This window comes from Azospirillum formosense, from assembly GCF_013340925.1.
In the GTDB taxonomy this organism is placed as follows: domain Bacteria; phylum Pseudomonadota; class Alphaproteobacteria; order Azospirillales; family Azospirillaceae; genus Azospirillum; species Azospirillum formosense.
On the sequence record NZ_WHOR01000169.1, the window covers coordinates 1 to 12441 of the forward strand.

Sequence of the window (12441 nt, forward strand, 5' to 3'; positions counted from 1 at the left end):
GTGGCGCCGGCGGGGGCTCGCGGTCGCGCGGCAGCGACATCAATTACTCGGTCTCCGTGCCCTTCGTCGAGGCGGCGCAGGGCACCAAACGGCGCATCAGCCTGTCCAACGGCAAGAGCATCGACGTCGCCGTCCCCCCGGGAACGGAGGATCAGGCCAAGCTGCGGCTGAAGGGCCAGGGGCTTCCCGGCGCCGGCGGATTCGGGGCGGGCGACGCCATCGTCGAGGTCCATGTCGAGGCGCACCCCTTCTTCACCCGTCAGGGTTCCGACATCCATGTCGAAGTGCCGATCACCCTGAACGAGGCGGTTCTCGGCGCCACCATCCGCGTGCCCACCGTCAGCGGTCCGGTCGCGCTGAAGATCCAGCCGGGGGCCAACACCGGCTCCACCCTGCGGCTGCGCGGCAAGGGCGTGATGAACCAGGCGACCAAGCAGGCCGGCGACCAGTATGTGAAGCTGAAGGTCGTCCTCCCCGACCCGCCCGACGCGGAGTTGGTCAAGTTCATGGAGGAATGGTCGCGGACGCGCAGTTACGACGTGCGCAAGAAGGCCGGCCTGGAGTGAATCCGGGCCGTTAACCCTCTCCTTACTTTTGGGTCAAAGAAAAGTCCTGGACCGAATGCGGTTGATGCGGGGCGGTGGCGCCTTCATCAATGACGATGATGTGCCGGAAACGGTTTTCACCGCCTTCGTAGGACGCCATGCCGCCGATCCCGAAAAAGTACCTGACCGCCGCCGTCGTTATTGCTGCGCTTCTGCTTGGCTGGTTCGCCTTCGCGGCCTGGACCGACTACGCGCGTGACGGCGCCGAGGAGGTCGCGACCTACAGCGACTTGGTGGCGGCGGCCGAACGGGGGGACATCGCCTCGGTCACCTTCCGCGGCGACGGGGCGCACGCCGTCACGCCGGACGGCCAGCGGCTGCGCGCCGTCGTTCCGGTCACCGACGACCTGCTGAAGGATCTGCGCGGGCGGAAGATCGCCATCGCCTTCGAGGAGGAGGCCGGCGGGCTGGTCTCCGGCACCGTTTCCGTCCTTGAGAAGCTGGCCCCCTTCCTGGTGATCGGCCTGCTGATCGGCGCGCTTCTGCTCAGCGGCGGGCAGTTCCTCGGCGGCAGCCGCGCCACCCGCGTCCGCCCGCGCGACACCGGCACCGTCTTCGCCGACGTCGCCGGGGTGGACGAGGCGAAGGATGAGCTTCGCGAAACCGTGGAATTCCTGCGCGACCCGCGCCGCTTCGCCATGGCCGGCGCCCGCGTGCCCAAGGGCATCCTGCTGGTCGGCCCGCCGGGCACCGGCAAGACGATGCTGGCGAAGGCTGCGGCGGGCGAGGCCGGGGTGCCCTTCTTCACCGTCTCCGGTTCCGACTTCGTCGAGATGTTCGTCGGGCTGGGTGCCGCGCGGGTGCGCAGCGTCTTCAAGACGGCGCGGGCCGCCGCCCCCTGCCTGCTCTTCATCGACGAGGTCGACGCCCTGGCCGGCAAGCGCGGCGAATCCAACTCCCATTCGGAGCGGGAGCAGACCCTGAACCAGCTCCTGGTCGAGATGGACGGCATCGTGAACGGCGGCGTGGGGGGCGGCGAGGTGGTGGTGATCGCCGCGACCAACCGCGCGGAGATGCTGGACCCCGCCGTGACCCGGCCGGGCCGCTTCGACCGCCACATCCACGTCGCTCTGCCCGACGTGGCCGGGCGCGAGGCCATCCTGGGCGTCCACACCGGCCGGTTGCACCTTGCCCCCGACGTCTGCGTCCGCACGGTGGCGCGGGGCACGCCCGGCTTCTCCGGCGCCGAACTGGCCAACCTGACCAACGAGGCGGCCCTGTCCGCCGCGCGCAACGGGCGCGTCATCGTCGGCATGGCCGATTTCGAGGCGGCGAAGGACCGCGTCCTGATGGGCAACGAGCGGCGCAGCCTCGCCCTGTCCAACCATGAGCGGCGCCTGACCGCTTATCACGAGGCGGGTCACGCGCTGGTCTCCATCCGCTGCCCGGAGGCCGACCCCATCCACAAGGCCACGATCATCCCGCGCGGCCGCGCGCTGGGCATGGTGGTGCGGTTGCCGGAGGGCGACCGCGTGTCGGTGTCGCGCGCCAAGCTGCTGGCCGACATCGCCGTCGCCATGGCCGGGCGGGCGGCGGAGGATCTGGTCTTCGGCCCGGACGCCGTCACCACCGGGGCGGAAGCCGATTTCCGTGCCGCCACCGATCTCGCCCGCCGCATGGTCACCTCCTGGGGCATGAGCGACGCCATCGGCTATGTCGCCCACGCCGGCAACGACCCCGCCGTCGTGCGCTCGGAACGCACCGCCTGGCGCATCGACGAGGAAGTCCGCCGCATCACCGACGAGGGGATGGAGCGCGCCCGGCGCATCCTGGCCGCCGACCGCGCCGCGCTGGAGCGGATCACCGCCGCCCTGCTGGAGCGCGAGACGCTGAGCGGCGACGAGATCGGCGCGCTGACGGAAGAAGAACGGGAAACCGAAGCGGCCTGACGGTAAAATTTTTCGTTCACATTCAATGACAAAGATTGCTGCATACGCGCATGCATTGGTAAAATGCCGTGGATTTTTCGCACAACCGTGCGATCAGCATCGGGGCTGAGGATGGCAGAAGCGGTTGCCCGCCGGACGATACTGGCCTTTGCGCTCGCCGGAATGACAGCAGGCGGCCTTCCGTCGTCCGGCCTTGCGGCGACCGCTGACTCCGCGACCGCTCCGGTGACCGTCAAGGTCGGCGGCTACGAGTTTCCTCCCTACGTCACCGAATCCGGCGGCGGCGTCACGCAGGCCCTGCTCGACCTGTTGAACGCGGAACAGGGCGACTTCCGATTCGAGCTGGTCCGCACCTCTCCCCAGCGGCGCTACGAGGACATGGAGCGGGGCCGCTTCGACATGATCGCCTTCGAAAGTCTCGCCTGGGGCTGGAAGGGGCGCCCCGTGGAGGCATCGCGGGTGTATCTTCGCGATGCGGAGGTGTTCGTCGCCAAGGCCGGTCCGGGCATGGACCAGAGCTATTTCGACCGGCTGGACGACAAGACGATCCTCGGGCGGCTCGGCTACCATTACGCCTTCGCCGGCATGACCGCCGACCCGGAGGTTCTGGAAAAGCGCTTCAACACCCGGCTGACCGTCACGCATGAGGGCAACGTGCGCAGCGTCGCCGCCGGGCGCGCCGCGCTGGCCATCGTCACACGCTCCTTCCTGGCGCAGTTCCTGAAGGCCAACCCCGACATGGCGCCGCAACTCCTGGTGTCCGACCGCACCGACCAGATCTACGAGCACACCATCCTGGTCCGCCGCGGCGGCCCGCTCGGCATCGACTGGGTCAACGGGACGCTCGACCGGCTGGAGCGCAGCGGCGCCCTTCCGGCGCTGTGGGCCCGACAGGGAATCGCCCCGTGACCGAACTGCGCTCCCTCGCCGTTGGACGGCGCGACCGGTCGCTGCTCACCCGCATCGGCAGCGTCATCCTGGTCACCGCCGCCGCCGTTGGGGTCGTCGCAGTGGCCGTATCGGCCAATGTGGTGGAGCACCAGCAGTTCTCGGCGCTGACCAAGCGGGCGCAACTGGTCGCCGCCATGCAGACGGACGCGCTGGCCAACCCGATCTGGGAGATCGACGACCGCGCCGTCCGCAACATCATCGATTCGCTGCGCGAGCGCGACCCGGCCATCCTCGCCGTCTCCGTCTTCGAGCCGGGATACAGCGAGCCGATGGCGGTATCCGGCAATCCCAGGACCTCAGCCGACTCCACCACCGTCGAGAAGGTCATCGATCTGCGCGGGCGCGACGGGGTGACCCGGCAGGTGGGAACGCTGCGCCTGCTCTATTCGACGGAGGAGATCCACCGGAACACGCTGGACGCGCTGCTGCCGGTGGTCGGCTTGCTCTTGCTGTCTCTGGTCACCGCCATCGCCATCATCAGCGTCATGCTGAACCGCGTCGTGCTCCGCCCGCTGCGGCGGCTGACCCAGGCAACCCAGGCGGTGTCCCGCGGCGACTACGGCGCCCGACTCGCCACCGAGCGGGAGGACGAGATCGGAGTCCTGACCAAGACCTTCAACCGCATGGCCGAGACGGTCCAGGACTACACCCAGACCCTGGAATCCCGCGTCCAGGAGCGGACGGAGGCCCTGGCCGACATCAATCGCCGCATCATGGACAGCATCAACTACGCCCAGTTGATCCAGTCCTCGATCCTGCCGAAGCCGGAGGTGCTGGAGGGCGGGCTGGCCCAGCATTTCGTCCTGTGGCGGCCGCGCGACGTGGTCAGCGGCGATTTCTATTACTACCGCGAGGTCGAGGACGGCTTCCTGATCGGCGTGGCCGACTGCACGGGCCACGGCGTCCCCGGCGCCTTCATGACGATGACGGCCAGCGCGGTGCTGAACAACGTGGTGGACGGCATGGGCGCCGCCGACCCCGCGGCGCTGCTCGTCACGGTGGACGACAAGGTGCGGGCGGCCCTGCACCAGGATGGCGATGCGGCAAGCTGGGAGGGCGGCTTCGACAATGGGCTTGACCTGGCGCTGTGCTACGTCCAGCCGGCGCGGCGGCGGCTCGTCTATGCCGGCGCCCGCCTGCCCCTGGCGGTCGCCGGCCCCGACGGGTTGACCGAGATCCGCGCCGACCGCCGCAGCCTGGGATACCGCGCGTCCGGCCCCACCCCGGCCTTCACGAACCACAGCCTGGAGCTGCAGCCGGACCAGACCTTCTACATCTGCACCGACGGGCTGACCGACCAATGCGGCGGCGAGCGGGGGCGGAGCTTCGGGAAGCGCCGCCTGCACGGTGTGGTCGAAGAATGCAGCGCCCTGCCGCTCGACCGGCAGAAGGAGCGCATCGAAGCCAGCCTGTCCGGCTTCCAGGGCGACCGACCGCAGCGCGACGACATCACAATGATCGGCTTCCGTGTCCGGTTGGCCGAAGATCCCGCGTCTCCGACGCGGAACACCCTATGGGAAATCGCGTAACTACCCTTGTGAGGATTGCGTAATGGTGCAGCAGGGGATCGTCGCGGGCCGAAGTCGCTCGACCTACCATTCGAATTCATATAGTTTCCGCGCCGGCCCTATGAACAATAAGCACCGGTAACGGGGGAGCAAAAGGGATGGCGGCCGTTACGATCGTTGTCGTCGAGGACGAGGCGTCTCTGCGACGTGACATGATCGAATACCTGCGCAGTTGCGGCTTCGACGCGGTCGGAGCGAAGAGTGGGCGCGAACTGGACGAACAGATCGCCTCACGCCCGGTGTCCTTGGTTGTTCTGGACGTCAACCTTCCGGGTGAGGACGGATTCAAGATCGCCACGCGGCTGCGCGAGAATCCCGCCATCGGAATCATCATGGTGACCGCACGCGGCTCCACCGTGGACCGGGTGGTCGGGCTGGAGTTGGGCGCCGACGCCTATCTGGTGAAGCCCGTCGAGATGCGTGAACTGGAAGCCCAGGCCAAGGCCCTGCTCCGCCGTCTGGAGACGAGCAACGGCGGCGCCCCCCCGCCGACCCCGCAGTCCTCCGGACAGCCCGCGACCGACGAAGGCAACTGGATTTTGGACGCCACGGCCTGGGCGCTGACCAGCCCGACAGGCGTGCGCGTCAGCCTGACGAGCATGGAGATGAAGTTGGTCTCCCTGTTGGCCGGGCAGGCTCGCCAGCCTGCGACTCGCGATCAGATTTCCGTGGCGCTCTACAACCGCCGCTGGAACCCGGACGATCGCTCCATCGACACGGTCGTCGGGCGCTTGCGCCACAAGGTGGAAAACGCGATCGGCGAAACCGCCCCGGTCAAGTCGGTCCACGGCGTGGGCTACGTGTTCTCCGCCCCGGTCCGGGTGATCTGACTCCGGTCAGGCGGATGCGTCGTCCGAAGGCGTGTCCCTCGGGAAGGTCAGGACGAAGCGCGTTCCCTGCCCCGGCGCACTGTCCACGGAAATCGCTCCCTTCAGCGCCCCGACCGCCAGGTTGTGCACGATGTGCAGGCCGAGCCCGCTGCCCCCCTCGCCGCGGCGGGTGGTGAAGAACGGATCGAAGATCCGCGGCAGATGGTCGGGCGGAATGCCCCGGCCGTCGTCGCTGTAGACCAGCCGCACGGTGCCGGGTTCCGGTTCATCCACGGTGATCGACAGAGCCCCGCCCTGCCCGTCCGCGCCTTGCGCGTCGACGAAGGCGTGGGTGACGGAGTTCATCACGAAATTGGTCAGGATCTGCGACAGGGCGCCCGGATAGCTGTCCACCACCAGCCCGTCGGGGCAGGACACGGCGATGGTGTGCTTGCCCTGGCGGAGCTTCGGTTCCAGGCTGACCAGGGTTTCCTGGATGTAGCGGTTGAGATGCACGATCCGCCGCTCTGCGCTGGCGCGGTCAACCGCCACCTGCTTGAAGCTGGCGATCAGCTTGGCCGCCCGCTCGCAGTTGGTGAGGATCAGCGCCGTCGTATCGGTCGCCGTGGCGACGTAGCGGGAAAAATCCGCCTTGCTCAATTCGCCCGACTGGGCACGCCCGCGCAGCCTTGCGGTGGCGTCGGACAGATGCGACGCGCAGGACACGGCAATGCCCACGGGCGTGTTGATCTCGTGGGCCACCCCGGCCACCAGGGCACCCAGGGACGCCAGCTTTTCGGCGCGGACCATCGCCTCCTGCGCCTCGCGCAGGTCGGCCAAGGCGGTTTCCGCCTCCTGCCGGCGGCGCTCCAACTCCTGGTTGGCGGAGCCGAGCTGCGCCTGGAGCCGGTCGCTGACCCTCACCAGCCGGCGCTGTTCGCGCGTGCTGCGCTGGAACGCCTCCACCAGCGCCTCGAAGTCGGCGCGCAGTTCGGGCGCGGCGGCGCCCAGCCTCTCCCCCAGAAGGCGGGCCTGCTCGATGGCCTGCTCCTCGGCGGCGAAGAGGTTGAAGGTCATGACGCCCCGTCTGCGGGAATCTGTTTCAGCGTGAAGGCGACGTGATGCAGATCCTCCGAGAAGTCCTCGCCCAACTCCTGCATGGAATCGTCGTTCTCCTCGTAACACCAGGTGACGGAGATGCTGCGCCCTTCGCTGGCCGCCGTCTCCAGCATCTGGAAGATGTTCATCAGGGCCTTCGCGCTGGAGCTGTTGAAGTACAGCAGCTCCATGTCGAACCGGATGGGATGACCGCCCGCCTCGGCCAGGAAGGCGCGGAGCGCTGCGAAGATCGGCCCGAAGAAGGTCGCCACGTCGTCGGGATAGGACTCGCCGCTGAGGCGGAGCACGCCTTGGGCGAAGTCGAAATCGACCTCGGGCGTCCGGCCTGTCGCCGGCAATTTCAGGGATTCCATGGTCGTCCGGATGTCCACAGCCGCTCTCAGATCCGAGCCTTGAGGCAGAAGAAGCTCTTGCCCTCGTCCATTTCGAGGAAGTCGTACTCGATGGGTTCGCTGGCGCGGCGCGCGATCTCGATCAGCCCGATGTTGGCGCCCCTGGCCCCCTCCTCCGGGGTTTCGCGCAGCTGCTCCCGGTAATAGGTCTTGATCGCGTCCTTGTCCAAGCCCTTCAGATACTCCAGCCGTTCGCGCAGGCGCGGCACATCGTCGTTGTACACGGTGTTGCCGCAGACGATGAAGACCTTCCCGCCTTCCATGCCGATGGTGACCATGCCGGCGCTCAGTTCGACCGGCTTCTCGCGCGCGCCGGTCACCTTTTCGGCGGAGTAACGGATGATGTTCTGCATCTGCTCGACAAAGACGGCGAAGACCCGGCGGACCGTCGGGCCGTCGGTGTCTTCCAACGTCATCTTTTCCCGCAACGCCTCTCCCAGGGAATAGAGTATCCCCTCGGACAGATAGCCACTGAACGAGAAGATGATCCCTTTCTCGTCAAGGTCCCGTTTGATCCCGGCATATTGTTGAGCGAGCATGGTGGAGTCCACGGTTCTTCCGTTGGAGTGCGACGAGGCCGCCTGTTGCGTCCGAACGTTCCGGACCGCATTGTGGAGATCGCATCGGCCTTGTTATGAACACGTTACATTTCCGTCTGCGGCGCTGGAAGGATTATCACGGCGCAGACCGGCAGTCCGGCGTTGCGGATTCAGCTTTTCACGGGAAGGCGGACGCGGAAGACGCTGCCCTGCCCGACCGAGCTTTCCGCGGTGATCGACCCGCCGTGCAGCAGGATGATCTGCCGCACCGTGTGCAGACCGATTCCCGTTCCCGGTACGCCCGCCGAACCGGCTCCCCGATAATGCCGCTCGAACAGCAGGGGCAACTCGTTCTGTGGAATGCCGCGGCCCTGGTCGGCCACCTCCACCACCGCCGCGCAGCCCTCGGCCCATCCGCGCACGGTGACGCGGCAGTCGCCGTCCGAGTATTTGAAGGCGTTGTTCAGCAGGTTGTTGAAGAGCATTCCCAGCAGATGCTCGTCGGCCATCACCATGGCCGGCAGCCGGTCGAGATCGAGGCGGAAATCACACCCTGGGTAGGCGGTGCGGAAGGGTTCGGTCACCGAACGCAGCAGCGCCGGCAGATCGACCTCCGCCCGCTGCACCTTCAGCGTTCCGCCCTGGAGCCTTTCGTCGGTCAGATGCGTGTCGATCAATCCGGTCAGGCGCTGCACGCTGCTGCGGATGACGCGCAGCCGCTCCAGCGATTCCGGGGTTTCCCGCTCCGCCCGCAGGGTCAGCATCTGGGCTGCGCTGTCGATGATGGCCAGCGGGGTGCGGAATTCGTGGCTGACCATGGTGACGAACTGGCGCTGCTGCTCCCGGGCGACCAGCTCCGCCTCCAGCGCCCGCTCCACCCGCTCCTTGGCGGCGACCAGAGCGGCCTGGTTGGCGGCCAGTTCGGCCGTCCGCTCACCGACGCGCCGTTCCAGCGACTGGTTCAGCGCGACCAGATCCTCGTAGAGACACACATTGTCGAAGCCGATGATGACGCGGGCGCAGAACAACTCCAGCAGCCGGTGATCGTCTTCGCGGTAAGGCTCGCTCCGCTCCAGGGCGAAGACCGTCGTCCCATGCTCCCGGGTGCGGAAGGCCAGAATGCAGCGGGCCGATCCGTAATTGCTCTGCTGCGTCTCGAAGGCGGCGATCACCTGGGCGGTCAGGTCGGGCTCCAGCGCGTCGGAGGCGGGCCGCCCGACGAAACGCGCGAAGCGGCTGGAGCCGGCGACCACCGTCGCCCGCGTCTTGCCGTCGCCGCGGTCCACCATGCGGCAGGCCAGAACGGCGCCGCCGCTGTTGTCCACGACCTTGCTGAGCTGGTCCACCAGTTCTTCCACCAGCGTGCGCATGGAGCGGGTTTCGAACAGCGGGGCGGAGGCGGCGAGGATGCGCTCTAGTCCCTGGCGGTGCCGCTCGATGGTCACGATGTCGCGCCACGCCCGCAATCCGCTGACCAGCGTGGTGAACAGGCGCTGGGCGGTGAGTTCGCTCTTGGCCTTGTAGTCGTTGATGTCGTAGGCGACGACCACGTCCCGCTCCGGCGCCTGCCCGGGCTGGCCGGTGCGCAGGATGATGCGCATGCGGTGGTTGTTCAGATCCTCGCGGATGAAGCGGACCAGACGCAGGCCGGCGTCGTCGGTTTCCATCACCACGTCGAGCAGCGCCACCGGAATGTCCGGGCGCGTCAGAAGCAACGATCGGGCGGCCGCGGCGGACAAGGCGCTGACCACCTCGAAGGGACGGCCTTCGAACTCGAAGTCGCGCAGCAGCACCTCGGTCATGGTATGAACCTGGGGATCGTCGTCGACCACCAGCACAGGCCAGGGCTCCGCCGGTCGGGCGTTGGCCGCGGAGTCGTCGGCAAACCCGTCGTCGGGGCCGAACAGCGGCTCGTCGTCCAGACCTTCGTCCATATCCTGGCCCATGGCCTCCTCCACGCACGACCTACCCGAATGGTTCCGCATCACCGGCCAGTAAGGCACCAAAGCGGTACGAGACCTAAGCCCGGCCGTCCAGGGCCGTATCAAATTGTCACAAAACGCGATGTTTTAGAGCCACATAGCGCGAATTGGCGCCGATTCTGCCCTTTGATGAATACCCAAGTATTACTTTAATCTTTTATACTCTCCGAAAACGAGGGAGTCGGCCCCCGCATGGACATGGATCCAAGGGGGAGGACCCTCAATGCTGGGGACTTGGACAGCATGGATACAAACGGTACGAACCCGAACGGCGCGTTTTTCGGCCGGTACGCGGCGTTCCGCCGGTTCCTGTCGTGCTTCGAGCACAGCCCGGGTCCATCCCGCACCACGGAGCGGTCGACCAGCCAGCCCATGCGCGCCATGCTTCTCGGCCTGCTGACCAGCCGGCGCCGGGCGCACACACGCCGACTGTGGGCGCGTTGGCTGGAACCGGTGATGCTGCGCGATCCGGCCCTGCTGTCCATCGCGGACCCGTTGCCCGGCTGCATTCGCGTCGTCGACACGGCCGGCTGGTGGCCGGCCCTGTCGCGGCGCATGGACGATCTGCCGGTCACCGTGCAGAACCGCCTGGACAACCGGCTGGCCGACGGCGCTCTGGAGCGGGTCCTCGCCTCGCCCGAGATGGTCGACTGGGCCGAAACCCTGCGGGAGCGGTCGTTGGCCGTCCTGGACGCGCTGCGCACCGACCCCGGTGCGCTCGCCCAGTTCCTGGAGGAGGCCAACACGCATCGCATGCGTGCCGCCAGCACCCTGGTGATCCCCGGCGGGGTCGCTGCGCTCCGCCCCTTGGACGGCACGGACGTGGACACTCTGGTCGCCGCGCTGCGCCTGTCGGACGGATGGCGGACTCTGGGCGGGCGGGCGCCGGACATGGAGATCGACGAACTGCTGGCCTGCGTGCGCGGCGCGATGGCCGACGGCAGCGTTCCGCCGGAGGCGATGGCCCTCTTCGCGGTGGCCGGACTTTACACACACCGCGACCCCCTGCTGGGTGCGGCGCTTCGGGCGTTGTTGCCCCTGCCGCTGGTCGATGCCGCCGCCGCCTGGCTGACGGCGCACACCGAGGAAACGGGTGACGGCATCACGGAGGCTTCCTCTCCCGGCGGCGGTCCGGCACAGGGATTCGACCGCGGCCTGCGGGACCTGTTCGAGGCCGCGCGACGTTCCGGACATCCCCTGTCCCCAATGGACACCGGGCGGCCGGAACATGCTCCGTCCGTGGGAATGGGCGCGGCCGGCGCATCAGGCGGACGCTGATGGTTCGGATGGTGACGCGATGAACATGGACATCTTCGCCTTAGCCGTGCTGATCTTATGCGTCGGCGCCCTTGGCCTTTCCATCGTCTATGAGGCGTCCCGCCTGACCGCCACCAGCAGCCGCAAGGCGCTGGCGCGCAGGAGGCTGGAGGTCCAGACGGCCGACCTTGCCAACCTCGGCCGGCAAATCGAGGATGCGCAGGCCGAAAGCGCCGTCCGGCAGGAGTCCATCGACCGGCTGACCGCCGAGCGCGGGCGCCTGACCGGCCTGATCGCGTCGGTGAAAGCGTCCAAGATCGCCCTGGTGCATGAGATCGGCGACGCGCAGAGCGGCGCCCGGCGCTACGAGAGCGAGTTGCACACCGTCCCGGAATTTGCCCGCCTCGACCCCCGGCGCATGCTGTTCGCGCGGGCGATCTGGGAGCGACGGAACATCGCCCGCGTCTGGGCCGACACGCCGGACGCCGCGGCGGCAATGCTTCAGCGCGCCTTCAGCACGCGCAACGGCGTCCTGTCCTCACGGCCCGAGACGATTCCGTTGATCCCGTCCGGAAACGGGGCCAACGACGGCGCGCGGCCGGTCTCCCCATGACGGCGATCATCCTCTACGCGGCGCTGCTGCTCCTGGCAGTCAGCGTGCTGGTGAACCGGATGGGCGAACGCCGCGTCCGCGCGGCGCGCAACGAACTGGCCACCGCCGACAAGGACATCCGGACCATGGAGCAGCGCGTCCAGGAGGCCCGGAAGACGCTGGAGACGACCCGCGGAAAGCTGGGTGGTCTGGAAGAGACGCTGACCGACATGAAGCGACAGGCCGAGCTGCTGGAGCGGCAACTCGACGCGGCCCAGCAGGCGCCGATGGAACTTTTCCACGTCTTCGATCGGTTGGAGGCCCGGCCCGGAACGATCTGGGAGGTGTCGGTCCGCCGCGCCCCGGACGCGCTCTACACCAGCGGCGCCATGGCCGCCTCCTGGCGCGACGGGCGGACCTATCTTGTCGTCGCCGCCAACCAGAAGGAGGCGCTGGACCGAGTCACCCAGCGCTTCCCGCGTGTGAACGGTTACGAGATCGGGCCGGTGCTGACCTGCCGCCTGTTTCTGCCCAAGGACGCGGCGGAGCGCAAGCGAGCCTGATACAATCAAGCGCAAAGCCTGACACATCAGGCTTTGCGCTTGCCCTCGGACGGCGGGCGCGGCCGTCCGGCCGCTTGCCTTCGCAGGCATGAGCCTGCGGGGCCGCCGTCGCGGCCCTTACCGTCGCGCGTAAGTCAGGACTTACGCGCGACGGTATGAGGCCCCTCCGCGCTCC

General features: G+C 67.9%; 12 protein-coding genes. 8 read left to right on the plus strand and 4 right to left on the minus strand.

Annotation, left to right across the window (positions count from 1 at the left end; translation table 11 throughout):
- The 5 genes from GBZ26_RS19655 to GBZ26_RS19675 all read left to right on the plus strand — a co-directional run.
- A partial coding sequence (locus GBZ26_RS19655) for a J domain-containing protein (RefSeq protein ID WP_247884853.1) occupies positions 1-566 on the plus strand: 566 nt, incomplete at its 5' end.
- Between the two features lie 137 nt (positions 567-703).
- Positions 704-2494, plus strand: coding sequence for an ATP-dependent zinc metalloprotease FtsH (gene ftsH / locus GBZ26_RS19660; RefSeq protein ID WP_174440292.1), 1791 nt, complete (start codon positions 704-706; stop codon positions 2492-2494).
- 225 nt (positions 2495-2719) lie between these two features.
- Positions 2720-3403: a substrate-binding periplasmic protein gene (locus GBZ26_RS19665; RefSeq protein ID WP_343207206.1), complete on the plus strand. Its 684-nt coding sequence runs from the start codon at positions 2720-2722 to the stop codon at positions 3401-3403.
- A complete protein-coding gene (locus GBZ26_RS19670; RefSeq protein WP_174440294.1) occupies positions 3400-4974 on the plus strand; it encodes a SpoIIE family protein phosphatase in 1575 nt (524 codons plus the stop codon). Before GBZ26_RS19665 ends, GBZ26_RS19670 begins: the two co-directional genes overlap by 4 nt.
- A gap of 137 nt (positions 4975-5111) precedes the next feature.
- Positions 5112-5843, plus strand: coding sequence for a response regulator transcription factor (locus GBZ26_RS19675; RefSeq protein WP_174440295.1), 732 nt, complete (start codon positions 5112-5114; stop codon positions 5841-5843).
- Positions 5844-5849: 6 nt separating this feature from the next.
- Here the strand turns inward: GBZ26_RS19675 and GBZ26_RS19680 are convergent, their stop codons facing one another.
- The 4 genes from GBZ26_RS19680 to GBZ26_RS19695 all read right to left on the minus strand — a co-directional run bounded on the left by GBZ26_RS19680 (position 5850) and on the right by GBZ26_RS19695 (position 9818).
- Positions 5850-6899 (minus strand): sensor histidine kinase, encoded by a 1050-nt coding sequence (locus tag GBZ26_RS19680; RefSeq protein WP_174440296.1) that lies wholly within the window; start codon positions 6897-6899, stop codon positions 5850-5852.
- Entirely contained in the window at positions 6896-7294 is a 399-nt protein-coding gene (locus GBZ26_RS19685) for a DUF1987 domain-containing protein (protein ID WP_174440297.1), read from the minus strand. Before GBZ26_RS19685 ends, GBZ26_RS19680 begins: the two co-directional genes overlap by 4 nt.
- A gap of 26 nt (positions 7295-7320) precedes the next feature.
- Positions 7321-7884 (minus strand): SiaB family protein kinase, encoded by a 564-nt coding sequence (locus GBZ26_RS19690; protein ID WP_035674059.1) that lies wholly within the window; start codon positions 7882-7884, stop codon positions 7321-7323.
- Positions 7885-8042: 158 nt separating this feature from the next.
- Positions 8043-9818 carry an ATP-binding response regulator gene (locus tag GBZ26_RS19695; protein WP_174440298.1) on the minus strand — a complete coding sequence of 592 codons (1776 nt, stop codon included), beginning with the start codon at positions 9816-9818 and terminating at the stop codon, positions 8043-8045.
- A gap of 279 nt (positions 9819-10097) precedes the next feature.
- Between GBZ26_RS19695 and GBZ26_RS19700 the strand changes: the two genes are divergently transcribed.
- Genes GBZ26_RS19700 through GBZ26_RS19710 form a run of 3 tightly spaced genes read left to right on the plus strand, consistent with a single transcriptional unit; the run spans position 10098 to position 12266 of the window.
- The gene (locus GBZ26_RS19700; RefSeq protein WP_174440299.1) at positions 10098-11132 is read left to right on the plus strand and encodes a hypothetical protein; all 1035 of its coding nucleotides are present in this window, start codon (positions 10098-10100) and stop codon (positions 11130-11132) included.
- A 19-nt stretch (positions 11133-11151) separates the two neighbouring features.
- Positions 11152-11724 (plus strand): hypothetical protein, encoded by a 573-nt coding sequence (locus GBZ26_RS19705; RefSeq protein WP_174440300.1) that lies wholly within the window; start codon positions 11152-11154, stop codon positions 11722-11724.
- Complete coding sequence (locus GBZ26_RS19710) at positions 11721-12266, plus strand: hypothetical protein (protein ID WP_174440301.1); 546 nt, start codon at positions 11721-11723, stop codon at positions 12264-12266. The genes GBZ26_RS19705 and GBZ26_RS19710 overlap by 4 nt, the downstream gene beginning before the upstream one ends.
- The last annotated feature ends 175 nt before the right edge of the window (positions 12267-12441 follow it).